This is a genomic window from Aquitalea sp. USM4, from assembly GCF_004328945.1.
Classification (GTDB): domain Bacteria; phylum Pseudomonadota; class Gammaproteobacteria; order Burkholderiales; family Chromobacteriaceae; genus Aquitalea; species Aquitalea pelogenes.
On sequence record NZ_CP029539.1, the window covers coordinates 1,025,547 to 1,050,214 of the forward strand.

A 24,668-nucleotide genomic window follows, 5' to 3' on the forward strand; every position below is an offset into this window, starting at 1 on the left:
AACCGTGAAGCCTGTCATCTTTCTGCCCCGCTCCAGGCTGTCCACCGCCTTGCTGTTGTCCGGCCTGCTGCATGGCACATTGTTGTTCGGGCTGGCCCCTGCCCTGCTGCACGCACCACCGCCGCTGCCCGCCGCCTTGCCATTGCAATTACAAGCCGCTCCCGCCCCGACAGCCACCAAGGCAAGAACACGTGCAGCAGCCAGCCCGCCGCCGCTGCACAGCACAAACCACAGTGCTCATGCCACGATGACGGCACCAGCCATCACGCAGGTGCAGCCTATGGCCGACAGCAGCCCGCATCCGGCGGCCACTGCCACCCCGGCGGCAACAGTCAGCGCGGCACCGGGCAGCACCATGACCAATACTGGCGAGGGCAGCAACACCAAACCCGCAAGCAGCGGGGCAAGCGTGCATCAGCCTGCGCTGTACCGCTCGGCCTATCTGCATAACCCCGAACCACCTTATCCGGAACGCTCGCGCGAACTGGGCGAGCAAGGCCGGGTGATCCTGCAGGTCAGGGTCAGTACCGAGGGGCGTGCACTGCAAGTGGAAGTGATCGGCCACAGCCACAGCCGTCGTCTGGACGAAGCCGCCCGGCAAGCCGTGGCCGACTGGCGCTTCATTCCGGCACGGCAGGATGGGGTGGCGATCGAGTCCAGCCTGCAAGTCCCCATTACCTTCTCGCTGCAAGCACCCTGACCAGGCCGCCTGGCATGAAAAAAGCCGCCGGCAGTCAGACTGCGGGCGGCTTTCTGGCCGATCTGGCGTATGGCTTATTACTTCAACGCATGGATGGCCGGCAGGTTACGCCAGGCACCACGTACGTCCATGCCATAACCGAATACATAACGGTCCGGCACATCCAGGCCGACAAAGTCAGCAGCAATCGGCTTGTCCTTGGGGATCAGCTTGTTGGCAAACACGCCGCTGTAGAACTCCTTGGCGCCCATGCCCATCACCTTGTCGCGGATGGCTGCCATGGTGTGGCCTTCATCCAGGATGTCGTCCAGTACCAGTACCACGCGGTCCTGTACATCTTCTTTCGGAGCCTGTTTCCAAACCAGTTCGCCGCCATGGGTCTTGTCGCCATAGCGGGATACGTGCACATAGTCGAAATCCAGCGGGAAGTTCAGACGCGGCAGCAGCTGACCGGTAAACACCACGGCACCGCCCATCACGGACAGCACCAGCGGGTAGGTTTCACCCAGCTTGGCAGTGATTTCTTCTGCCATGCGATCGACGGCTGCGCTCACTTGTTCGGCAGTGAACAGAATGTCCGAACTGTTGATCAGGCCGCGGGCTTCGGCAATGTTAGGCATGTTGGCTCCTAGAGAAAATGCAAACGCCGCTCCGTCGCTGGAGCGGCGTGATGGTTAATAATGGATCAGCCCTGCAGTTCTTGCAGATAAGCCGAGAAATCTTTTGCTACTTCATGGTGCTTCAGGCCGTAGCTGACCGTGGCTTTCAGATAACCGAGCTTGGAACCGCAATCGAAGCGGGTTCCCTTGAACGGCAGCGCCAGTACTGCTTCTTCTTTCAGCAAGGCGGCAATACCGTCGGTCAGCTGGATTTCACCACCGGCACCCGGCGTGGTATTCAGCAATTTGTCGAAAATGCGCGGGGTGAGGATGTAACGCCCCACTACGGCCAGATTGGACGGTGCCACATCCGGATGCGGCTTTTCCACAATGCTGACCACACGCTGCCGGCCATGCGGCTGGCTGCTGACTTCCACAATGCCGTAAGAGCCGGTTTCTTCGCGCGCCACGGTTTCCACGCCCAGCACCGAGCTGTGGGTGGTATCGAACAGGCTGACCATTTGCTCCATGGCACCGACTTCGCCATCAATCAGGTCGTCCGCCAGAATCACGGCAAACGGCTCGTCCCCCACCACCGGGCGGGCGCACAGTACCGCATGCCCCAGGCCCAGTGCCTCGGACTGACGGATGTAGATGCAGCTGACCGACGGCGGAATGATGCCGCGCACCGTGTCCAGCAGCTTCTGCTTGTTCTTGTTTTCCAGCTCGGTTTCCAGCTCGTAGGCCTTGTCGAAATGATCCTCGATGGAGCGCTTGTTACGACCGGTGATGAAAATCAGTTCGGTAATACCGGCGGCAATGGCCTCTTCCACCGCATACTGGATCAGTGGTTTGTCCACCACTGGCAGCATTTCTTTCGGACTGGCCTTGGTTGCCGGCAAAAAACGGGTGCCAAGACCGGCAACCGGGAATACAGCCTTGCTGATTTTTTTCATCGTCGTAAAAAGTCTTCAATTGAAAATATTTCTGACTGGCGCGCATTCTATACCTGACTTGCACGCCGCTCCAAACAACAACTCAACAGGGGTGCCACTGACGCAGCGTTTTTGCCACGCTGTCAATCAGTGGCGGCCAGTCGCCCGGTATCTGCTGACGACAGATACGCATGCTGGCATACCAGGGTGACACTTCTGCACTGGCCATGAAAAACGGTGCGCTTTCCGCCCGCATCAACACCCACACCGGCTTGCCCAATGCACCGGCCAGGTGCACCACCGAGGTGTCGACGCTGATCACCAGATCCAGCTGTTCGATAATGGCGGCGGTATCGGCGAAATCGCCGATCTGCGCTGCATGGACACGTCCTTGCAATTCATCCGGCAGCGCGCCCAGCTGCAGCGAGACAAAATCCACCTGCGGCATGTCCAGCAAGGGCAGGAACTGCGCAAGCGGCACCGATTTGTTCTGACGGCCATGATCGGCAATGCCCACGCCCCAGCTGCCGGTTTCCCAGACTATGCCCACCCGCAGGCGGCCAGCCTGTCTGGCTGGCAAATGCTGCTCCTGCGCGGCACACAGCGCAGGGTCTGCCCGCAGATAGGGTTGGTCGGACAAGGTGTCCAGGGTGATATCCAGCCGCAGTGGCAAGGACATCAGCGGAATCTGCCAGTCGTAGACTGGCGGGGTATCTTCCAGCGGCACCAGGTCAATGCCCTCCAGCTGCCCGAACAGGCGCAGGCAGGCCGTCTGGCAGGCCAGCGTAATGCGGGCTGCCGGGTGCTGCTGGCGCAACACGGGCAGGAAGCGTGCCATTTGCAGGGTATCGCCCAGCCCTTGTTCGGCCCACACCAGCAAGTGCTGCTCGCCCAGCGGCTGGCCTTGCCAGGCATGTTCGCGGTAACGCGGCTGCATGATGGTGCGCCAGCGCTGTTCGTACAGCGGCCAGGCTGCGCGGTACTCGCCTTGCAGCAGCAAGGCCACCGACAGGTTGAAACCGAGGTAAGCATCGTCCGGCTGCAGTTCCAGACCCTGACGATAGGCACTCACCGCTTCATCCAGCCGCAAGGCGCAGGTCAGGGCATTGCCCAGATTGTTCAGCCGTCCGCCACTGGGGCCGGCCAGTTGCAAGGCATTCTGGTGGCAAACCACGGCATCGTCGTAACGCAGCGCGTATTGCAGCACCACGCCCAGATTGCTCCAGGCCTCGGCATGCTGCGGCTCGGCCTGCAACACTTCCAGCAGCAGGTTTTCCGCCAGGGTCAGCTCACCCAGTTCCTTCAGCAGCACCGCCAGATTGCACTTGATATTGCTGGAGGACGGATTCAGGCCAGCGGCAGCCAGATAATCCTCCAGCGCCTGCGGGTATTGTTTCAGCCGCATATGGGCCGTGCCGCGGTTGAACAAGGCCTGCCAGTCCTGCGGATTGTGCTGCAGGCAGCTACTGAAGGCGGCAATGGCCTGCTCTTGCTGATCGGCTGCCGCCAGACGGTTGCCGCGCTCGAATGCCGTTTCGCGCATGATGTCCCTTTCAGTCCGCGGTTTGCTGCAACATGGCTTGCAGGCCGGCTTCATCCAGAATGGCAATGCCCAGCTCTTCGGCCTTGGCCAGTTTGCTGCCGGCTTCGGCCCCCGCCACCACGAAATGGGTCTTTTTCGATACGCTGCCCGCCACCTTGCCACCGGCGGCCTCAATCAGCGCCTTGGCCGCATCGCGTGAAAGTGTGGGCAGGGTGCCGGTCAGGACAAAGGTTTTGCCGTCAAACAGCGGATGGGCAGCTGCCGTCTCGGATGGCAATTGCGCCAGAATCTCGTCGCGCAAGGCAGATAGTGCTTGCAGGCCGCTGCGCTGGGCCGGGACATCCAGCCAGTCGGCCAGCGCGTTGATGACTTCGGCCGGCAATTGCAACAGCAAGAGCTGACGTCTTTCCATGCGCGCCAGTTGCTCCAGCCCACTGACTTGTGCCGCCAGTTGCTGGCTGCGCACCTCGGTCAGCCGTGGAATATCCAGCCTTGCCAGCAGGACAGCCGGTTCGAGCCGCTCTGCGAGTTTGGCAGACGGGGCGTGCTCGTCGGCCGGGCTGACATACTGCAACAGGGCATCCAGTGCCGCTTCGTTATTGGCTTCGGCAAAAAAGTCGGCCAGCGATTGCGCCACCACACCACCAATATCGGGCAGCGCGGCAAACAGGGCGGCGGGCGCGCGGCGGATCAACGCCACGGAGCCCAACCAGTCGGCCAGCGTCTTGGCGGTGGATTCCCCGACATGGCGGATGCCCAGCGCAAACAGCAAACGCGCCAGCGGCGGGGTACGACTGGCGGCAATGGCCTCCAGCAGGTTTTCTGCCCACTTGCTGGCCACCTTGCCGGCTTTCACCGTTTCTGGCGTCACGCCTTCGTCTTCATCGGCCCGGCGTTTCATTTCCAGCAGATCATCCAGCGTCAGGCGGTACAGGTCCGCCACGCTGTGCACATAGCCATACTCCACCAGCTTGTCGATGTAACGCTCGCCCAGGCCATCGATATCCATCATGCGGCGACCGGCAAAATGCTGGATGGCCTGGCTGCGCTGCGCCCGGCAGGATAGCCCGCCCGAGCAGCGAGCCACCGCCTCGCCTTCCTCGCGTACCACATGGCTACCGCATACCGGGCAATGGCTGGGCAGACGATAGGCCGGGTACTGCGGTTCTTCACCCTGGCTGAACAGGTCGCCACCGGCTTGCGGGCGCATCGGGCGGCGCTCCAGCACCACCGCCACCACTTCGGGAATCACATCACCGGCCCGGCGTACGATGACGCTGTCACCAACGCGTACATCCTTGCGCCGCACTTCGTCTTCGTTGTGCAAGGTGGCGTTGGTGACGGTCACCCCACCGACAAACACCGGTTGCAGGCGTGCTACCGGGGTGATGGCACCGGTGCGCCCCACTTGCTCTTCGATGGCTTCCACCAGAGTAATGGCCTCTTCGGCCGGGAATTTGTGGGCAATGGCCCAGCGCGGCGCGCGCGACACAAAGCCCAGCTCCTCTTGCAGGGCGCGGCTATCCACCTTGTACACCACGCCGTCAATTTCGAACGGCAAAGTCGGACGGCGCTGCATGACCGTTTCGTAATAGCTGGCCAGGCCTGCCGCACCTTCCACCACCGGTCGCAAGTCTGCTGCCACCACCGGGAAACCCAGTTGCTGCAGCCAGTCCATTTCTGCGGCATGTGTGGCGGGCCAGCTGGCACCTTCCACCTGGGCGATGGCATAGGCGAAAAAAGACAGCCGGCGCTGGGCGGTGATGCGGGAATCCAGCTGGCGCAGACTGCCCGCTGCCGCATTGCGCGGGTTGGCAAAGGTCTTGTCGCCACGGGCCACTTGCTCGGCATTCAGGCGTTCGAAGTCCCGTTTGAACATCAGCACTTCACCACGCACCTCCAGCAAGGCCGGTGGCTGGCTGATGGCCAGTTTCAGCGGAATGGACTGAATGGTGCGGATGTTTTCCGTCACGTTTTCGCCGGTAATGCCGTCGCCGCGGGTTGCTGCCTGTTCCAGCACGCCGTCACGGTACAGCAGGCTGATGGCCAGACCGTCAAACTTGGGCTCGGTGGCATAGCGGATTACCGGTTCGCCCAGCTCGCGGCGGATACGCTCATCAAACTGGATCAGCTCGGCATGGCGCAGGTCAAAGTCAGCGGCCTGCATGTCAGAAAAGGCATTACCCAGCGACAGCATGGGCACGCGGTGGGTGACCTGGCTGAACGCTGGCAAGGGCGCACCACCCACCCGCAAGGTGGGAGAGTCCGGGGTTTTCAGTTCCGGATGGGCGTCTTCCAGCGCTTGCAGTTCACGGAACAGCCGGTCGTATTCGGCATCCGGGACGCTGGGAGCATCCAGCACATAGTATTCGTGGCCATAGCGCGTCAGCAGTTGACGCAAGTCGCTGGCACGGGCAACAAGATCGTTGGTACTCATCTCGTGGTCTCAAACAGAAAAAGGCCGGCATGAGCCGGCCTGCGTGCAATGGGTATCAGGCAAACAACCTGAGGGCAGCCACGCTGCCCGGCGCAATGCCCCGGTCATCCATGCTGCTGTAAATATGAACGAGTTGGTCACGGATGCGGGCCAGCCCCACATCGGACAGCACCCGGCGGTTGTCATCCACCAGCTGGGCATCAAACTCGGCCGCCAGTTGCTTGGCAAACAGCACGGCGCGGTCGAATACATCCACCCCACCGGCTACGCGCGGTACGTCAAACAGCAGGGTGAGCGCCGGGAAGGATTTGTCCAGCAGGGTATGGAAGGTGAAGGGCATCTGGTCTGCCGCCATCAGCGAATACAGGGTATTGCCGGAGTCGGCCAGATAGTGGAATGCGCCATCCGGCTCCAGTTGCAGGCCGCCAGCCTCGACGAAGCTGCGCAGGCGGGTGCCTTCCACCGCCACGCGTGGCACCACGTTGATGCCGATCAGCACGTCCACATCGGCGCAGAAGCGGTCCAGCTCGCGCGCGGCCACCAGCTTCTGCTGGCGTTGCGGGAAGCTGACGGCTGCATCGTGTTCTTCGGCAAAGCGGGAAACCTGCTGGCAAAAGCCGGCCAGTTCCGGTTCGGTGACAGCACCGCTGCGGTCCACCATCTGCATGCCGATGTTGATCTGCTTGTAGCGGGTACCCGGCACTGCTTCGGCCGGTTTCCACAAGCCCTTTTCGGTGCGGCCGATGATGTGGGTGCGCTTGCCGACATTGAAACGCGGCATGGCAGCCAGTTCGTGCGGCTCGTGGAATACCACCTCGGCGATGAAGTCCAGCGAGGGGTCAAGCAAGGCTGCGACCAGCGCCTGGTGATCGGCCGATTCGAAACCACTGTTCTCTTCGTCATCACGCGCGGGCAAGGGCATGGGTTCGGGCTGCGGCACCGGGCGTTCGACCGCTGCGGGCATGATCAGGCTGGTATCTTCCGGAATTTCCGGCTCGAATGGCTCGTCGTCGTATGCCGCCGGAACATGCACGCTATCAGCCAGCACCGGTTCCATGCGGTCGGCACGCACACCGTCGCGCACATTGTTTTTAGGGACATTCAGCAGTACGTCGTCATGAGGGCGCGCAAAAGCCTGGCTGGCCTTCTTGCGAAAGCGCCACTCTTGAAAAACATTGAATCCGAACACCAGGGCAATCACTGCCACGCCCAATATCAATACACCAATCTGCAATTCGCTCATTAGGCCGTCCGCGTTAAGGCGAATAATTTGCCAATAGTATAACGAAAGCGGGCCCGTGCAGGCTATGTCTGGCGCAAACTTGCAGCGTTTGTGCGCTTAACCGCCGGTCATCGACATGATACGGATGAGTTTGCCCGGCTTTTCGCGGAATTCGTGGCGCTCGGGTTTCAGTTCGATCGCCTCCCGGATAGCCATTTCCAGTCCGGCATCGCTGATCCCTGCCCGTAACAGCGGGCGCAGTGCGAAGCGTTCTTCCTGGCCAAGGCACATATAGAGTGTGCCATCTACTGACAGGCGAACCCGATTGCAAGTTGCACAGAAGTGCTGGGATATCGGTGTAATTACCCCCAGAGTGAAGGCGCCATCGGTACTGCGCCAATAGCGGGCAGGACCGCCGCCCAGCTCCAGGCTTTGCGGTAGCAGGTCAAAGCGCTGGCGCAGTTGCTCCAGTACGGGCTGCAAATCCAGGTAACTAGTGTTGCGACCGGTATCGCCCATCGGCATGGCTTCTATCAACCGCAGGATAAAGCCGTGCTCGATACAGAAACCCACCATGGTTTCAATATCGGCCTCATTGACACCTTTCATGGCGACCATATTGATCTTGATCGGAGAGAGGCCCGCCGCCTTGGCAGCCTGCAGGCCAGCCATGACCTGCGGCAGACTGTCGTGACCGGTGATGCTGTTGACGCATTCACGGCGCAAGGAATCCAGACTGACATTCACCCGGTTGACTCCTGCCGCATGCAAGGACTCGGCATGACGCGCAAGCTGGGTGGCATTGGTACTGAGCGACAGGTCCTGCAGCCCGGGCAGCGCAGCCAGGCTGGCCGCCAGCTGCGGCAGGTTGCGCCGCAACAGGGGCTCGCCACCGGTCAGGCGGACCCGACGCGTACCCAGACGGACAAACGCGGCCACCACGCGGGTGATTTCCTCAAAGGTCAGCCAGTACTCCGGTTCTTCGAAGTCCTTGAATCCTTTGGGAATGCAATAACTGCAGCGCAAGTCGCAACGGTCGGTCACTGACAGGCGGAGATAATCGATACTGCGGCCAAAACGATCCTGCAGAGTGTTCATGATGTTGCTGCCGGGTTGTAAGGTGTTAAACCGATTGCACACAAACGGATAGTATTCAGAATAGCGATTTCTTTTCCATGCCGACAGCCATCAGGAATTATTTTCGTTTAGTACAGTCAATCTGCGCCGGGATACAGCTGTGGCGTTTTTGTTGCTACGACGAGAATTATTCTCGAATGGCTTGTTATTTTGTACTAACAAGAACTATACTGATCAAAACAAAGGTTGCATCATGCCTCATGCCAACAAGGAGCTGTCCCTGTCTGTCATTCGTGAATTGGCCCGGACTTACCAGGCATTCGAACAATTATCGGCCTTCCACATCCGGCAGATGGATCTCACCCCGCCACAATTTGACGTTGTGGCGACCTTGGGGAATACACCCGGGATGAGCTGCAAGGAGCTGTCGGAAAAGACGCTGATTACCAAGGGCACGCTGACGGGTGTCATCGACCGCTTGATCGACAAGGGCATCGTCACCCGCTGCACCCTGGAGCAGGACCGCCGCAGCGTGATGGTGGCTCTGACAGCGCAAGGCGAGGCTTTGTTCCAGCAGGTTTTTCCGGCTCATCTTGCATTCATGAAGCCTGCATTCGAGTTGCTGGAGCCTGCCGACATGACTGAGCTTTGCCAGCAGCTGGCCCGCTTGCGTGCAGCCTTCAACCAAGTACTGGAGCAAAAGAAAAATGAAACCGAATGAACGCTACGCGCCGCCAGCCATTTTGCTGCACTGGCTGATTGCCGGCCTGATCATTGCCACTTTCATCTGGGGGCTGGTGGTGTCCGACATGCCGCTCTCTCCGGCCAAGTTCAAATATATCGCCTGGCACAAATGGGCTGGTATCTCGGTTCTGGCCCTGGTTGCAGTGCGGCTACTGGTTCGTTTGTTCAAGCGGCCACCGGCACTGCCGGCCCATATGAACAGCATGGAACGTTTGCTGGCACACGGTGGTCACCTGGCCCTCTACCTGCTGATGTTTGCCGTACCGCTGACCGGCTGGCTGATGAGCTCCGCCTATGGTTTCCCGGTGGTGCTGTTCAAACTGGTGCCATTGCCGGATCTGGTAGCTCAGAACGAACAACTGGCCGCCACGCTGAAAACCGTGCATGAAACCCTTAACTGGCTCATGGCAGCCTGTGTGGTCGGCCATGTACTGGCAGCAGTGAAACATCATGTGGTGGACAAGGACGGCATGCTCTACCGCATGAGCCTGCGCGGCCCCCGTCAATAAACCCGTTAACTGGAGCAAGAATGCGCATGCAACAACTGAAACTGATGGCAGCAGCCCTGATTGTTGCCGCCCCGCTGACCCAGGCCGCCGCACTGGATGCCGGCAAGAGCCAGATCAACTTCACCATGAAACAGCTGAATGTTCCGGTGAACGGCAGCTTCAAGAAGTTCAGCGGCAATGTAGTGCTGGACCTGAAAAAACCTGAAGCAGGCAAGGCGGACATCACCATCGACACGGCCAGCATCAACCTGCCCACTGCAGAAGCCGTGGGCGAGGCCAAAAAAGCCGACTGGTTCAATGTGGCCAAATTCCCCACTGCGCGCTTTGTCAGCAGCAGCATCAAGCCGCTGGGTGGTGGCAAATTGCAGGTGGCGGGCAAGCTGACCATCAAGGGCAATACCCGTGATGTGACTGCGCCCTTCACCGCACGCCAGGAAGGTGGCCTGACCGTGGTGGAAGGTGTACTGCCGGTTTCGCGCCTGGCTTACAAGATTGGTGAGGGCGATTGGGCCGATACCGGCACAGTGGCTGATGAAGTGCAAATCAAGTTCAAAGTGGCCATTCCGGCCAGCAAATAAACACTCAGGAGAGTTGAAGTCATGATGAAGAAAGCCCTGTTCGCTGCCGTGTTCTCTGCCATTGCAGGTGCTGCCGTTGCAGCTCCGGTAAGCTATAGCGTTGATCCGACCCACACCGTGGCCCAGTACGATGTGCGCCACCTGGGTTTCTCGGTACAGTCCGGTGTGTTCACCAAGGCCGCCGGCACCGTAGTGCTGGATACCGAAGCCAAGAAGGGTGCTGTTGATATCACCATCGATACCAACTCCCTGCAAACCTACCTGGCCGCCCGTGACAACCACCTGAAGAGCAAGGATTTCTTCAACGTGGCCCAGTTCCCCACCATCACCTTCAAGTCTACCGACCTGAAGTTTGCCGGTGACAAGCTGACTGCCGTAAATGGCAACCTGACCATTCTGGGCGTAACCAAGCCGGTTACCCTGACCGTTACCAACTTCGGCGGCGGCAAGAACCCGATGAGCGGCCAGGAAACCTATGGTGCCAACGCAGAAACCACCATCAAGCGTAGCGATTTCGGCATGAAAACCTTCCTGCCGGCCATTGCTGACGACGTGACCCTGAAAGTGGCCATCGAAGCTGTCAAGGCTCAGTAAGCAGCAACAGGTCTCAATAGGAAAAAACCCGCTACGGCGGGTTTTTTCTTGCCCAGAAAATGTACGCTCAGACCGCGTCTTCCGACTGCTGCAATAGTGGTGGAAGACAACGCAACACCCACTGTCGCTGCTGGTCGTAGGCATGTGCCAGCTGCAACACCGCCATGTCAGCATGTGGCCGCCCGATGATCTGCAAGCCCATGGGCAAACCATGACTACCAAAGCCGACCGGTACATTCATCACCGGCAAACCAGCCATGGTAGGACCAATCACCACCTCCATCCACCGGTGATAGCTACTCATCGCCCGCCCGGCAATCATGCGTGGCCAATGCTGTTCCAGTGCGAAGGGATAAACCTGGGCACTGGGCAAGAGCAGGAAGTCGTAGTTCTCGAACATACGCAGCACGGCACGATACCAGTCGCTACGGATACGGGATGCACGGTAGACATCCAGCGCAGTCAACTGCAACCCGCCTTCTATCTCCCACAGCAATTCAGGCTTGAGCTGGCAACGGCGTGCCGGGTCCTGATAATCGGCATACAGGCTGCCAGCCATCAGCCAGTGGCGGTGCACCTCCCAGCTTTCCCACAAGCTGGATGGGTCAAAATCGATGGTGCAGGCCTCCACGGAACAACCCAGCGCAGCGAAATCGGGCAGCACAGACTCGCATTGCGACAACACACCGTGTTCCATCGGCAAATAACCATTCCAGTCTCCCAGCCAGCCCAGGCGACAAGCATGGAAATCATGCTCCAGCGATTGCTCGGGCAAGGTCCGGGCGGAGGACAGCGGTGCGCGCGGATCAGGCCCCATCTGGGTGCGTAACAAGGCAAGAATGTCCGGAACATTGCGTCCCATCGGACCTTCGGTAGCCAGCTGCTGCAAGAACAACTCCGGGGACGGGCCTAGTGGCACAGCACCCCAACTGGGGCGAAAGCCGAATACATTGTTGAATGCCGCAGGATTTCGCAGGGAACCCATCATGTCACTGCCATCGGCCACCGGCAGCATACGCAAGGCCAGGGCTACCGCAGCGCCACCACTACTGCCTCCGGCGCAGCGACCGGGATCGTAGGCATTACCAGTGGCGCCAAACACCGCATTATAAGTATGCGAACCGGCACCGAATTCCGGCGTATTGCTCTTGCCGATGACAATGGCACCAGCGCTACGCATGCGCGCCACCATGATGCTGTCCGCTACAGGAACATGATTCTGATACAAGCGCGAACCCATGGTGGTGGGGATGCCCTGCGTGGCTGACAGGTCCTTGATGGCTTGTGGCATGCCGTGCATCCAGCCACGCGACTTGCCGGCATGCAGTTCGGCATCACAGTGTGCAGCCTGTTGCAGCAAGGCCTCTTCAGCCTGCAAGGACACCAGCGCGTTGACCCGGGGATTGAGCAAGGCGATATGGGACAGATAAGCCTGCATGACCTCGACGCAGGAATAGTGCCGCTGATGGATGGCATCTGACAATTCCAATGCATCCAGCGCTACGATCGGATTGAGAGAGGATGTACTGGCCAGCATGAAAACTCCTGAAAGATAGATGCAAATGCAGTTAAACCGCAGAAAGCAACGACCGAGAGCTACACATCAACTGCGAATAGCAAACAGCGCAACGCCATGATCGCGCTACAGCCAGATATGCCGGATGGGCCTCGCACACGCAGTGTCAGGAAGGATGCTGGCCGACAGGAATAGCGTCTGACCGTGGCTGCGTCCCGGCCTCTGCTTTTGGCAGGTAGTAGCAGGCCACCACACCCAAGGCAGTGGAAAACAACAGATAGTAAACAGGGGCAATGGGTGAACCGGTGGCACCGGACAGCCAGGTAACGATGAATGGCGCAAATCCGCCAAAGAGCATCACGGCCAGGTTGTAGCCGATTGAAACCCCGGTAGAACGCACCTTGACCGGAAATAACTCCGAAACTGCCGTGGGCGCCGGGCCAAAGCTCAAGCCCAGCAAGGTGCAAAACAGCAGCTGAACCAGCAACAAGCGCTCTATGCCGGGCGCGGCAGCCAACCAGGCAAAACCGGGATAAACGGCCAGCAACAAACCGACATAGGGCCACAGCAGCAATGGACGGCGCCCGATGCGATCCGACAGGGCGCCTGACAGCGGAATCAGCAATGTCATCCAGGCGACAACCAGCATCTGAATGGAAAAGACCTGATCCAGCGGCAAGCCGAACTGGCGATGCACATAAGCCGGCATGTTCACCAGCAATACATAGAAGGCAGCGGTTCCGGGGATGGTGAGTCCGATGGTGAGCAGGATCTGACGACGATTCTGCTGCAAGGCAGCCGGCATGGAGGGTGCCTCGGTTTTTGCATCTGCTTGTGAGGCATCGACAAATGCCTCGGTTTCATCCATGTAGCGGCGTATCCACAAGCCCACCGGAGCAATCAGCAGCCCAACGACAAAGGGCAGCCGCCAGCCCCAGTTCTCCAATTGGCCCTGATCCAGATTGTGGGTGATCAAGGCCCCCATTCCTGCCCCTCCCAGAATGGCCAGCATCTGCCCGACCAGTTGCCAGGAACCATACAAGCCACGCTGATGCGGTGGAGCCGCTTCAACCAGAAATGCCGTTGCGCTGGCATATTCCCCTCCGGTGGCAAAGCCCTGCAGCAAGCGGGCCAGCACGATGAGAAAGGGTGCGGCAATACCGATTGCTGCATAGGGTGGCGCGCAGGCGATCAGCAGCGAAACCAGCGCCATGATGGCCATGATCAGCTGCATGGCGGCCTTGCGGCCCTTGCGGTCGGCATAAATGCCCAGCAGCACCCCACCGACTGGCCGCATGAAGAAGCCGACCCCGAAGGTGGCGGTTGCCATCAGCAAGGAAATGAATTCATTACCATCTGCCGGGAAAAACAGTTTGGAAATGATGCTGGTCATGAAGCCGTAGACAATGAAGTCATACCACTCCAGCGTATTACCGATAACGGCGGCAAGAATCTGTCGTTTGCGGGAAACCGGTTTATGCGTACTGTTCACCTTGCCACCTCCAGCCAGCTGATTGGACTATTGCTCCGGGCCGACAGCGCACAAGCATCGAACAGGAACAAGCGGACGAAACAGTCCTGCAAGGTAGAGAGGGATCAAATCGTATGCTACTGGCCTATCTGCCAAGTCCAGTGCAGCCATGCGCAAGCGGACTGACTGCAAATCAAGCAGGAATGGTCAGCAAGGGATTGATATTGAAAACAAACAGATGTGAACTCGCCTGATTGGCGAGCACCATTTCAGGGACGGCGCTCACCGGCAGTAGCCGGTAGCAAGAACAGGAAGTATCAGGATGAGCAGGCTCAAACCGAAGGGGTTTGAGCCTGTAGCAGAAATTAGCTGTTGCGCGATGCGTGCTTGCGCTTTTCCTTTTCGCTGAGCATGGCTTCACGGGCAGCGGCCTTCTGGGCCGCCAGTTCCTTGGCGCGTTTTTCCCACACCACCCATTCTTGCGGACGTTCCAGTGTGATGCGGCCGGTATTGCCATCGCGAAAATCGGTGAGCACGATTTCAGCTGCTTTCTGGATATTGACGCGACCGCCGCCCAGCATGGCACCACGCTTGCGGCCAATCATTTCCAGCACCTGCCAGTCCTGCAGGCCATCCACATCATCCAGCTTGTAGCGGGCGGTCAGTTCGGGGACATAGTGTTGCAGCAGGTATTTGAGCAGCTCCAGCGACACTTCTTCCTCGTCCATGGCATTGCGGCCAACGGCACCGCTGGCGGCCAGATTGTAGCCACCCTCTTCCACTTCGATCTTGGGCCACAGCATGCCGGGGGTGTCGTACAGCTCGACGTCATCGGCCAGGATAATGCGCTGCTCGTTCTTGGTGACGCCAGGCATGTTGCCGGTCTTGGCTATCTTGCGGCTGCTCATGCTGTTGATCAGCGTGGACTTGCCGACATTGGGAATACCGCAAATCAGTACACGCAGCGGCTTGTCCAGCCCGCCACGGTTGGGTGCCAGTTCGCGACAGGCAGCCACCAGCTTTTGTGACGGCGCGCGTTCGCCGGCATCCAGGCCAATGGCCTGGGTCTGCTTTTTGGCGCGATACCATTCCAGCCACTGGCTGGTGATGGCGGGGTCGGCCAGGTCTTGCTTGTTGAGGATCATCAGGCGCGGCTTGCCTTTGGCCATGCGCGCCAGCATCGGATTGGCGCTGGACGCCGGCAAGCGCGCATCCAGCATTTCGATGACCACATCGATTTCTTTCAGGCGCTCCATCACATCTTTGCGCGCCTTGTTCATGTGGCCGGGAAACCATTGAATTGCCATGCTTTAACGCTTTCTTAACGGGTCCAGTAAATAACTCAGTCCATTGTGGTCTATCTCCTGCATCAATTGCAGCAGACGTCCGATCTCACTCTTGGGAAAACCCTCGCGGGCAAACCAGTTGAGGTAATTGCCGGGCAAATCACAAATCAGTACACCCTGGTGTTTGCCAAAGGGCATTGGGGTGGTAACCAGACGCTGCAGATCTTCTTGTTGCATGCTTTCAGACCGGACTGAAGGAGGCGCATTGTGCCAAAGGCTGCCATTTTACGCCACAGCCTTGTTTTGTCGGACTTTTATTGTCGAGTTGCCGGATTTGACCTGCGACAAGTGCCGTTGTCATTTTCCTGTCGAAAACCGGTGTGGACGGGATAGCATGGTGGCCATTCGTTACCAGGGTCTGGTCGGTTCCGATTGCGACCGCAATGCGAAGTCAGTTCAGTGATAGCGACGTAGGTTCTTTGGCGCAGGCAGCGTGCCCATGCCTGCTTGCACATGGCAGCAGGCGGTAGCCTGCTTTCGCGCTCAAGGCCTCTTCGGGCAGCCAGCCTTGGTTGCCCTTCTTTTTTTGCTCAGTGCGGCAGTGCCTTGCCGTCATTCAAGGCCAGAATGCCGCGCAATACCCGGTACAACCCCCACAGCCAGGTCAGGCCCCAAATGGCCAGGCCGACGAATAGCCACAGCAGTGCATAGCCCAATACGCTGCCCAGCAGGCAGAACCAGAAGGTACGGATCTGCCAGTCAAAATGGCTTTCGTACAGCGTTCCGCGACAATCATCGCGCTTGAGATAATTGATGATCACCGCCACCACCATGGGCAGGCCGGTAAACAGGCTGATGCCTTGCAAGATATACACCAGCAGGGTGAGGTTGTTCAGCCGGCGCTCATCTTCGCGGGTGAATAAATCCATGCTTGTCTTTCAGTTGCTGGCCGGGGCCTGCAGGCGCTGCCACAGCGGGTGCAGACGGTCGCGGCATTGCTGGGCCGCCAGACGCGATGCCATGAACAGGGATTGCATGCCGTGCGCCACGCCGACCATACCGCTCATGCGCTGGCGGCTCCAGCCCTGCAACATGCCCGGATTACGCTGGGGCGCAGTCAACAAAACCGGTGCGGCCGTTGGCAGCGTCATGTGCAGCTGGTCAGACAGCATCCGCAGGCGGCGGTTGGCTTCGTCCAGCAGGCTGAGTTCCGGCAAGGTAACGGCGACATGGCTCAATGCGAGGACGGCAATACGGGCAGCCAGCCAGTCGGCTTCATCGGCAAAGCGGCTAGGGGAGCAGGTGCTTTTGCTGCGTAGTGAAGACAGCAACATGGCCAGGGCGCGGATGTCCGGCAGCAGGGACTCCAGCACCGGGGTGGCTGCGGTCTGGTCGTGCTGTTGCAGGGTGTGATACAGGCTGTCCGTTTGTGGTGCCACGGTATTGGCCAGGGCCTCACCATCGGTCAACAGGGTTACGGACCATACGGCACCGTCCAGCACCAGATTGGCGCTTTCTCGGGCGATCTGCCTTGCATCACTGACTTCATTCATGACCTGGATCTCCAGTCTGCTTGCCTGGGTGGGTCCGGCGCCTGCTTTGTCTGGAAATAACAAATGCCGCCGGATTGACCGCGGCGGCATTGTTCGGGTTTGTTCGTTCTCTGTTACTTTTTACTGCTGCAGAGACGCCCCTTGGAGCCGCCGTGATGTGCGGTACCAATAAAAATAGGCGTTAAAGACTGCAGAAAAAGTAATCATGCCGACCATCCTGCCAACAAGGGCAGTGGGCTGTCAAGGCGGAATGCAAGAAATCGTTGCATTGCACAAAAAAACCCGGCCTTGGCCGGGTTTTTGCAACAGCAATACTGCGCGCTGCTTACATATTGGGATAGTTGGGACCGCCACCACCTTCCGGGGTGCACCAGTTGATGTTCTGGCTGGGGTCCTTGATATCACAGGTTTTGCAATGCACGCAGTTCTGCGCATTGATTTGCAGGCGCGGGCTGCCTTCTTCCTGACCGACGATTTCATACACACCGGCCGGGCAGTAACGCTGCTCGGGTGCATCATACTTGGCCAGGTTGAAGCTGATCGGCACGCTGGCATCTTTCAGCTTCAGGTGTGGCGGCTGGTCTTCGCTGTGATTGGTGTTGGAAATGAACACCGAGGACAGGCGGTCGAAGGTCAGCACCCCGTCCGGCTTGGGATAATCAATGCGCGTGCATTCGCTGGCCGGGCGCAGCGCTTCGTGGTCTGCATGCTTGTGACGCAGCGTCCACGGGGCCTTGCCACGGAACAGGAAGGTGTCGATGGCCGAATAGATCATGGCCGGCCACAGGCCCCAGCGGAAGGACGGGCGGATATTGCGCACCTGATGCAGTTCTTCGTGCAGCCAGCTTTGCTTGAAGCTGGCCGAGTAAGCGCTTGCTTCCAGCCCCTGGGCTTCCGGATTGGCCTGCAGCAAGGCAAACACGGCATCGGCCGCCAGGATGGCGGACTTCATCGCAGTGTGCGTGCCCTTGATCTTGGGCACATTGAGGAAGCCGGCGGTGTCGCCCACCAGCAAGCCACCGGGGAAGGTGAGCTTGGGCAGACTCTGGATGCCGCCTTCGGACAAGGCGCGCGCGCCATAGCTCAGACGACGGCCACCCTCGAACACACCCTTGATGGCCGGGTGGGTCTTGAAGCGCTGGAACTCTTCGAACGGTGACAGGTAGGGGTTGGTGTAATCCAGCCCCACCACATAACCCACCACCACCTGATTGTCTTCCAGGTGGTACATGAAGGAGCCGCCGTAAGTGGCGGTGTCCACCGGCCAGCCCACGGTGTGGGTGATGGTGCCGGGCTTGTGATTTTCCGGTTTGACTTCCCACAACTCCTTGATGCCGATGCCGTAGGTTTGCGGGTCGGCACCGTCACGCAGGCCAAAGCGCTCGAACAGCATCTTGGTGAGCGAGCCGCGACAGCCTTCGGCAAAAATGGTCTGTTTTGCCCACAGCTCCATGCCGGGTTCGCCCGGCTGGTCGCCGTTCTTGCCGGTGCCCATGGCACCCGTGGCCACGCCCTTGACCGAGCCGTCGGCATGGTAGAGCACTTCTGCGGCGGCAAAACCGGGGTAGATTTCCACGCCCAGGGCTTCGGCCTGCTCGCCCAGCCAGCGGCAGAAGTTACCCAGGCTGACAATGTAATTGCCGTGATTGTGCATCTGCGGCGGGGTCGGCAGCTGGATGGACTCGGTTTCCGTCAGGTAGAGGAAACGGTCGGACAGCGCCGGGGTATTCAGCGGTGCACCTTTTTCTTTCCAGTCCGGGATCAGTTCGGAAAGGGCCCCGGTTTCGATCACGGCACCGGACAGGATATGTGCGCCGATTTCCGAGCCTTTTTCCAGCAGACAGACACTGATTTCCTGGCCGTTCTGTTCGGCCACTTGCTTCAGGCGAATCGCGGCAGACAGCCCGGCAGGGCCGCCGCCGACGATCACCACGTCGTATTCCATATAATCGCGTTGCACCACATCTCCTTTGCGCCCGAAGGGCTGTCCTTATTAGCTGGCAGTCATCATGCAATGAAGCAGCCACGCTCGTCAAAATCAAACAAGCGTTTAAACGGTGCCTTGCTCACGCAGTGTGGCAATCGTGGCAGCGTCGTAGCCCAGCGCGCGCAGTACGTCGTCGGTATGTTCACCCAGTTTGGGAGGGGCCTGATTGTACTCGACCGGCGTACCGGAAAGTTTGATCGGACACCCTACCAGGGGCACATTTTGCCCCACACTGTCCTGCATGTGTATTTCCATGCCGCGATGGCGAATCTGCGGATCGCGGAAGGCCTCGTCCACTGTGTTGATCGGGCCACATGGCACTCCAGCCTCATCCAGCCGTTTCAGCCATTGTTCGCGGGTATTGCCCATGAAAGCTTCGGCCAGCAAGGGTACCACGCTGTCGCGGTGCTTCACCCGCTGCGGATTGCTGGCAAAGCGTTCGTCATCGGCCAGTGCCGGCAGGCCGATGACCTGGCATACCGCACGGAATTGCTTGTCGTTGCCGCAAGCCAGAATGAAATGGCCATCGGCGCAGGCAAACACCTGATACGGCACGATGTTGGCGTGGGCATTGCCCAGACGCGGCGGCACTTGCTGACCAATCAACCAGTTCATATTGATATTGGCCAAGGACGCCAGCGCGCAATCAAACAAGGCCATGTCGATGTACTGGCCCTTGCCACTGCTCTGGCGCGCAATGATGGCCGCCAGAATGGCATTGCTGGCATAGATGCCGGTGAACAGGTCGGTGACCGCCACGCCCACCTTGTGCGGTTCGCCATCGGCGGGGCCGGTAATGCTCATCAGGCCGGACATGCCCTGCACGATGTAGTCGTAGCCGGGCAGCTCGGCATAAGGGCCATCCTGACCGAATCCGGTGATGGAGCAATACACCAGCCGCGGATTGAGCTGGCTGAGGCTGTCGTAGTCCAGCCCGTATTTTTTCAGCCCGCCCACCTTGTAGTTTTCAATCACCACGTCGGCATCGCGTGCCAGCGCGCGGACAATCTCCTGCCCTTCCGGCCTGGTGATATCGACAGTCACCGAGCGCTTGCCGCGGTTGGCACACAAAAAGTAGGCTGCCGTGCCATCCGCCAGGCTGGGCGGTGCCCATTGGCGGGTGTCGTCCCCGGCACCCGGGCGCTCCACCTTGAGCACTTCGGCACCCAGATCGGCCAGCAACTGGCCTGCCCACGGCCCGGCCAGTACCCGGGAAAGATCCAGAACCTTGATGCCTGCAAGTGCGCCCGCCATGGTGTTCTCCTGATTGATTCGTTAGCGGCCGTCTGGCGGCCGGATGGACAGTGTGATGCCGCCGCTTAAACAGCCACATGACAATGTTCACCAAAAAAAGGGCCCGGTAAGCACCGGGCCTCGCAAGGACAGACAGGAACCAACAACGGGGGCAGGTGGAGCCACACCCCCGCTGTGCTATCAGGCAAATGCCTGAATACCGGTCTGGGCGCGGCCCAGAATCAGGGCATGCACATCGTGCGTGCCTTCATAGGTGTTGACGGCTTCCAGGTTCATCACGTGGCGGATGACATGGAATTCGTCGGCAATACCGTTACCGCCGTGCATGTCGCGGGCGATGCGGGCGATGTCCAGCGACTTGCCGCAGTTGTTGCGCTTGATCAGCGAAATCATTTCCGGCGCAGCCTTGCCTTCGTCCAGCAAGCGGCCGACGCGAATGGCTGCCTGCAGGCCCAGCGCGATTTCGGTCTGCATATTGGCCAGCTTCAGCTGGATCAGCTGGGTGGCGGCCAGCGGTCGGCCAAACTGCTTGCGGTCCAGCGTGTACTGGCGTGCGGCGTGCCAGCAGAATTCGGCGGCACCCATGGCGCCCCAGGCGATGCCGTAGCGGGCCTTGTTCAGGCAGCCGAACGGGCCTTTCAGGCCTTTCACACCCGGCAGGATGGCGTCTTCCGGCACCAGCACTTCGTCCATCACGATTTCACCGGTGATGGAGGCGCGCAGGCTGAACTTGCCGTGAATCTTGGGAGCGGACAGGCCCTTCATGCCTTTTTCCAGCACGAAGCCGCGGATTTCGCCTTCGTCATCCTTGGCCCACACCACAAACACATCAGCCACCGGACTGTTAGTGATCCACATCTTGCTGCCGGACAGGACATAACCGCCGTCTACCTTGCGGGCGCGGGTTTTCATGCCGGCCGGGTCGGAACCGGCATCCGGTTCGGTCAGGCCGAAACAGCCCACCCATTCGCCGGTGGCCAGCTTGGGCAGGTATTTGTCTTTCTGTGCTTCCGAGCCGTAGGCCCAGATCGGGTGCATCACCAGGCTGGACTGCACGCTCATGGCCGAACGGTAGCCAGAATCGACGCGTTCCACTTCACGCGCCACCAGACCGTAGGCCACGTGGCTCAGACCAGCGCAGCCGTAGCCATCGATGGTGCAGCCCAGCAGGCCCAGTTCGCCCATCTCGCTCATGATTTCGCGGTCGAAGCGCTCTTCGCGGTTGGCCGTCAGCACGCGCGGCAGCAGGCGGTCCTGACAGTAGGCTTCGGCAGTCTGCTGGACCAGGCGCTCTTCTTCGGTCAGCTGGTCGGCCAGCAGGAAGGGATCTTCCCAGGCAAAGGGTGCGCGGCTGTTGGATGCGGCCATCGAGAGTTCTCCTTGATTAGCTTGTTCCGCATTGCGGAATTGCGTTTTACATTGCAGAATAGACTAGCAACTCCAAAATCGGCTGTAAAGCGTTTTCTTTTATCGGCGTCGCAAGCAGGCTATCCTTGCCGCTCGCGCCAGACAGCCCGGAGGGAAAATCCGGCCCATCCAAACAGAATCGAGGAATGCAATGCAGGAAGAAGATGACAAGGACCGACTGTTCGTCACCGCGCTGGCGCGTGGCCTGCAGGTGATGGCCGCGTTCCGGCCTGGGGAGTCGGCACTGTCCAATCTGGAAATTGCCAAGCGCACCGGGCTGCCCAAGTCCACGGTATCGCGGCTGACCTACACCCTGACCACGCTGGGCTATCTGTCCCAGGACGAACACAGCGGTTTCTACCGCTTGGGCGTAGCCTTGCTGGCACTGGGTTCGGTAGTACTGGCCAGCTACGACATCCGCCAGGTCGCCGGGCCGCTGATGCGGGAATTTGCGCTGGAAAACAATGTTTCCATCAGTCTGGCCATGCGCGACGGCACAGACATGGTTTATCTGGAAACCTACCGCAGCCAGTCGCGTGTCAGCGTGCAACTGACCGTGGGCTCGCGCGTCCCGATTGCCACTACCGCCATCGGCCGGGCTTTTTATGCCGGACTGCCGGTAAATGTGCGCCAGCAACTGGATGGCGAACTGGCCACGCGTTATGGCGAGCGCTGGCCGGAGCTGCAGCAACGGCTGCAACAGGCGATGGCGGAATACCAGCGCTGCGGTTACTCCGCATCATTCGGCGAGTACGAACCGGACGTGATGGCCGTGGGCGTACACCTGCCCTCGCCCACACCCGGCCAGCCGCCGATGAGCCTGAACGCCAGTGGCCCGGCCTTTGCCTTCAGCGCCGAGGTGATGCAACAGCAAGTGGCACCAGCGCTGATTGCCTTGCGCCAGCGCATCGTGCCAGTGGCCTGATGCCTGACGCGAAATGCAAAAAAGCCCGCTTGTGCGGGCTTTTTGCATCATGCATGACTTCAGGCGCTCTGGATGTAATGCACCAGCTGGTTGATGACCTGCTCCTGCTCCTTGATGGTGGCGTGAACCAGATCGCCAATCGACAGCATGCCCAGCACCGTTTTGTCTTCCAGTACCGGCAGGTGACGGATGTGCTTTTCGGTCATCAGCGCCATGCATTGGTCGGAATTCTGTTCCGGTGTGACATACACCACCTTGCTGGTCATGATCTCGCGGATGCGGGTGCCAGCAGAAGTACGCCCCTGCAGCACAATACGACGCGCATAGTCCCGTTCGGAGAAAATGCCGACCACTTCGCCGCCCTCCATCACCAGCACCGCGCCGATATCATGTTCTGCCATCACCTGTAATGCCTGAAATACGGTACTTTCCGGCGTAACGGTAACCAGTACCCGCCCGGACTTTTGCTCCAGCAACTGTCTGACTGTCTGCATTGCACCCTCCTCATCGGCCAAGAGAACCTGAAACAGGCTGTTTCAATACTATAGAACAAGTTTGATCAACAACATGGCTGGCGGCAGGGCAAGAAAAAGGCCGGCGGGCATGACGCCCCCGGCCTGGTCAATTCAAAGCATTGGTTCAGCTGGCGCGAATCATGGTGCCCACGCCGTCATCGGTCATGATTTCCAGCAGCAGTGCATGCGGTACGCGACCATCAATGATGTGTACGGTATTCACGCCGCTGCGGGCGGCATCCAGCGCCGAGCTGATCTTGGGCAGCATGCCGCCGTGGATGGTGCCATCGGCAAACAGGGCATCCACTTGCTGGGCGGACAGGCCGGTCAGCAGCTTGCCTGCCTTGTCCAGCACGCCGGGAGTATTGGTCATCAGGATCAGCTTTTCGGCGTTCAGGGTTTCCGCCAGCTTGCCCGCCACCAGATCAGCATTGATGTTGTAGGCTTCGCCATTGGCACCCACACCGATAGGCGCCACTACCGGGATGAAGTCCTGGCGGTCCAGCAAGGACACCAGCGACGGGTCGATGCTGGAAATTTCACCAACCTGGCCGATGTCGATCTTTTCATCGCTCTCATCGCTGAGGAACATCTTTTCCGCACGGATGAAGTGGCCGTCCTTGCCGGTCAGGCCAACAGCCTTGCCACCATGGGTGTTGATCAGCGAGACGATTTCCTTGTTCACCAGGCCGCCCAGCACCATTTCCACCACGTCCATGGTTTCCTGGTCGGTCACGCGCATACCCTGGATGAACTTGCCTTCCTTGCCGACGCGCTCCAGCAGCTCGTTGATTTGCGGGCCACCGCCATGTACCACCACCGGGTTGATGCCCACCAGCTTGAGCAGCACGATGTCCTTGGCAAAGCCTTCCTTGAGCGCATCGTCGGTCATGGCATTGCCACCGTACTTGATCACGATGGTCTTGCCGGAAAAACGGCGGATATACGGCAGGGCCTCGGCGAGAACCAACGCTTTTTCAGCGGCATTTACAGACACAACGATCTCCTTCTGCAGGGTGAAGGCCGGAAGCGCTCCGGCCATGGGCGACAATGTGTTGCATTCTAATCAATCAAACTACTGAACACTGATTTATTAATTGTACTGGCCACTACTTTGCACTACATTGCACAGCATTAATGAACAGACATTCAGATAAATCCATGACAGAAAACTGCCCAATCGCACGCTGGCGCAGAAAAAAGGAAGCCCGCCCGGCCGAAATTCTGGACGCAGCACTGATCCAGTTTGTCGAGAAAGGCTATCGCGCCACCAAAATGGAAGACATCGCGCGGGCTGCCGGTGTTACCAAGGGCACGCCTTATCTTTACTTTCAGAACAAGGAAGAGATTTTCAAGGCCATCGCCCGCGGCACCATTGTGGCCAATCTGCAGCAGCTGGCGCAGGTTGCGGCTGACTTCCAGGGCAGTACCAGCGAACTGCTTCATCACATGATAGAGCACTGGTGGCAGGAGGTTGGCTCTGCGCCATCCGCCGGCCTGTGCAAGCTGATGATTGCCGAAGCGGCAAACTTCCCCGAGCTTGCGCAGTTCTACTTTGAAGAAGTGATTGCCCCCAGCAACCAGATGCTCAGCACGGTGCTGGAGCGCGGCATTGCCAGCGGCGAATTCCGCCAGGTACCGCTGGTACATACCGTGGATGCCCTGCTGGCCCCCCTGCTGACCACCATGATTTTCAACCACTCCTTCGCCCAGCTGCCCGGCTGCTGCATCGGCTCCACCAAGGACCCGCTCGGCTTCCTCAAGGATGCACTCGATCTGGTACTGCACGGCCTGAAAAAGAACTGACAGGAATACT

General features: G+C 59.4%; 24 protein-coding genes. 7 read left to right on the top strand and 17 right to left on the bottom strand.

Features of this window, described 5'->3' with window-relative positions:
* Positions 1-4: 4 nt before the first annotated feature.
* Positions 5-700 (top strand): energy transducer TonB, encoded by a 696-nt coding sequence (locus tag DKK66_RS04835; protein WP_131355960.1) that lies wholly within the window; start codon positions 5-7, stop codon positions 698-700.
* Between the two features lie 77 nt (positions 701-777).
* Here DKK66_RS04835 and DKK66_RS04840 read toward each other — a convergent pair whose 3' ends face one another.
* The 6 genes from DKK66_RS04840 to moaA all read right to left on the bottom strand — a co-directional run bounded on the left by DKK66_RS04840 (position 778) and on the right by moaA (position 8,534).
* Complete coding sequence (locus DKK66_RS04840) at positions 778-1,320, bottom strand: hypoxanthine-guanine phosphoribosyltransferase (protein ID WP_045846793.1); 543 nt, start codon at positions 1,318-1,320, stop codon at positions 778-780.
* A gap of 65 nt (positions 1,321-1,385) precedes the next feature.
* Positions 1,386-2,255: a UTP--glucose-1-phosphate uridylyltransferase GalU gene (gene galU / locus DKK66_RS04845; protein WP_045846792.1), complete on the bottom strand. Its 870-nt coding sequence runs from the start codon at positions 2,253-2,255 to the stop codon at positions 1,386-1,388.
* Positions 2,256-2,337: 82 nt separating this feature from the next.
* Entirely contained in the window at positions 2,338-3,777 is a 1,440-nt protein-coding gene (locus DKK66_RS04850) for a tetratricopeptide repeat protein (RefSeq protein WP_131355963.1), read from the bottom strand.
* Positions 3,778-3,787: 10 nt separating this feature from the next.
* Positions 3,788-6,214, bottom strand: a complete 2,427-nt coding sequence (ligA, locus tag DKK66_RS04855; protein WP_131355966.1) for an NAD-dependent DNA ligase LigA — start codon at positions 6,212-6,214, stop codon at positions 3,788-3,790.
* Positions 6,215-6,269: 55 nt separating this feature from the next.
* The gene (locus DKK66_RS04860; protein WP_045846789.1) at positions 6,270-7,457 is read right to left on the bottom strand and encodes a cell division protein ZipA C-terminal FtsZ-binding domain-containing protein; all 1,188 of its coding nucleotides are present in this window, start codon (positions 7,455-7,457) and stop codon (positions 6,270-6,272) included.
* Positions 7,458-7,553: 96 nt separating this feature from the next.
* Entirely contained in the window at positions 7,554-8,534 is a 981-nt protein-coding gene (moaA, locus tag DKK66_RS04865; RefSeq protein WP_131355969.1) for a GTP 3',8-cyclase MoaA, read from the bottom strand.
* Positions 8,535-8,673: 139 nt separating this feature from the next.
* On the opposite strand from moaA, the gene DKK66_RS04870 reads away from it, so the two are divergent.
* The 4 genes from DKK66_RS04870 to DKK66_RS04885 are packed head-to-tail and all read left to right on the top strand — an operon-like array spanning position 8,674 to position 10,938.
* The gene (locus DKK66_RS04870; protein WP_242673570.1) at positions 8,674-9,234 is read left to right on the top strand and encodes a MarR family winged helix-turn-helix transcriptional regulator; all 561 of its coding nucleotides are present in this window, start codon (positions 8,674-8,676) and stop codon (positions 9,232-9,234) included.
* The gene (locus tag DKK66_RS04875) at positions 9,221-9,766 is read left to right on the top strand and encodes a cytochrome b (RefSeq protein ID WP_045846786.1); all 546 of its coding nucleotides are present in this window, start codon (positions 9,221-9,223) and stop codon (positions 9,764-9,766) included. Before DKK66_RS04870 ends, DKK66_RS04875 begins: the two co-directional genes overlap by 14 nt.
* Positions 9,767-9,792: 26 nt before the next feature.
* Positions 9,793-10,344 (top strand): YceI family protein, encoded by a 552-nt coding sequence (locus DKK66_RS04880; RefSeq protein ID WP_242673571.1) that lies wholly within the window; start codon positions 9,793-9,795, stop codon positions 10,342-10,344.
* Between the two features lie 21 nt (positions 10,345-10,365).
* The gene (locus tag DKK66_RS04885) at positions 10,366-10,938 is read left to right on the top strand and encodes a YceI family protein (protein ID WP_045846784.1); all 573 of its coding nucleotides are present in this window, start codon (positions 10,366-10,368) and stop codon (positions 10,936-10,938) included.
* A 67-nt stretch (positions 10,939-11,005) separates the two neighbouring features.
* Here DKK66_RS04885 and DKK66_RS04890 read toward each other — a convergent pair whose 3' ends face one another.
* From DKK66_RS04890 to DKK66_RS04930, 9 genes are all read right to left on the bottom strand, one after another.
* Positions 11,006-12,475, bottom strand: a complete 1,470-nt coding sequence (locus tag DKK66_RS04890) for an amidase (RefSeq protein WP_131355975.1) — start codon at positions 12,473-12,475, stop codon at positions 11,006-11,008.
* 145 nt (positions 12,476-12,620) lie between these two features.
* Positions 12,621-13,946, bottom strand: coding sequence for a citrate-proton symporter (locus DKK66_RS04895; protein WP_131355978.1), 1,326 nt, complete (start codon positions 13,944-13,946; stop codon positions 12,621-12,623).
* 344 nt (positions 13,947-14,290) lie between these two features.
* Positions 14,291-15,232: a ribosome biogenesis GTPase YlqF gene (gene ylqF, locus DKK66_RS04900; protein ID WP_131355981.1), complete on the bottom strand. Its 942-nt coding sequence runs from the start codon at positions 15,230-15,232 to the stop codon at positions 14,291-14,293.
* A 3-nt stretch (positions 15,233-15,235) separates the two neighbouring features.
* Positions 15,236-15,448 carry a DUF3820 family protein gene (locus tag DKK66_RS04905; protein WP_131355984.1) on the bottom strand — a complete coding sequence of 71 codons (213 nt, stop codon included), beginning with the start codon at positions 15,446-15,448 and terminating at the stop codon, positions 15,236-15,238.
* Between the two features lie 353 nt (positions 15,449-15,801).
* Positions 15,802-16,140, bottom strand: coding sequence for a hypothetical protein (locus DKK66_RS04910; RefSeq protein WP_131355987.1), 339 nt, complete (start codon positions 16,138-16,140; stop codon positions 15,802-15,804).
* Positions 16,141-16,149: 9 nt separating this feature from the next.
* Positions 16,150-16,764: a hypothetical protein gene (locus tag DKK66_RS04915; protein ID WP_131355990.1), complete on the bottom strand. Its 615-nt coding sequence runs from the start codon at positions 16,762-16,764 to the stop codon at positions 16,150-16,152.
* Between the two features lie 325 nt (positions 16,765-17,089).
* On the bottom strand, positions 17,090-18,709 hold the full coding sequence (locus DKK66_RS04920) for an electron transfer flavoprotein-ubiquinone oxidoreductase (protein WP_062786640.1): 1,620 nt from the start codon (positions 18,707-18,709) through the stop codon (positions 17,090-17,092).
* Between the two features lie 105 nt (positions 18,710-18,814).
* Positions 18,815-20,005 carry a CaiB/BaiF CoA-transferase family protein gene (locus DKK66_RS04925; RefSeq protein ID WP_131355993.1) on the bottom strand — a complete coding sequence of 397 codons (1,191 nt, stop codon included), beginning with the start codon at positions 20,003-20,005 and terminating at the stop codon, positions 18,815-18,817.
* 180 nt (positions 20,006-20,185) lie between these two features.
* Complete coding sequence (locus tag DKK66_RS04930) at positions 20,186-21,373, bottom strand: acyl-CoA dehydrogenase (RefSeq protein WP_062786581.1); 1,188 nt, start codon at positions 21,371-21,373, stop codon at positions 20,186-20,188.
* 190 nt (positions 21,374-21,563) lie between these two features.
* Between DKK66_RS04930 and DKK66_RS04935 the strand changes: the two genes are divergently transcribed.
* On the top strand, positions 21,564-22,337 hold the full coding sequence (locus tag DKK66_RS04935; RefSeq protein ID WP_045846775.1) for an IclR family transcriptional regulator: 774 nt from the start codon (positions 21,564-21,566) through the stop codon (positions 22,335-22,337).
* A 59-nt stretch (positions 22,338-22,396) separates the two neighbouring features.
* Here DKK66_RS04935 and DKK66_RS04940 read toward each other — a convergent pair whose 3' ends face one another.
* On the bottom strand, positions 22,397-22,831 hold the full coding sequence (locus DKK66_RS04940; protein ID WP_131355996.1) for a CBS domain-containing protein: 435 nt from the start codon (positions 22,829-22,831) through the stop codon (positions 22,397-22,399).
* 145 nt (positions 22,832-22,976) lie between these two features.
* A complete protein-coding gene (argB, locus tag DKK66_RS04945) occupies positions 22,977-23,849 on the bottom strand; it encodes an acetylglutamate kinase (RefSeq protein ID WP_231588865.1) in 873 nt (290 codons plus the stop codon).
* Between the two features lie 164 nt (positions 23,850-24,013).
* On the opposite strand from argB, the gene DKK66_RS04950 reads away from it, so the two are divergent.
* Positions 24,014-24,658 carry a TetR/AcrR family transcriptional regulator gene (locus DKK66_RS04950; RefSeq protein ID WP_045846772.1) on the top strand — a complete coding sequence of 215 codons (645 nt, stop codon included), beginning with the start codon at positions 24,014-24,016 and terminating at the stop codon, positions 24,656-24,658.
* The last annotated feature ends 10 nt before the right edge of the window (positions 24,659-24,668 follow it).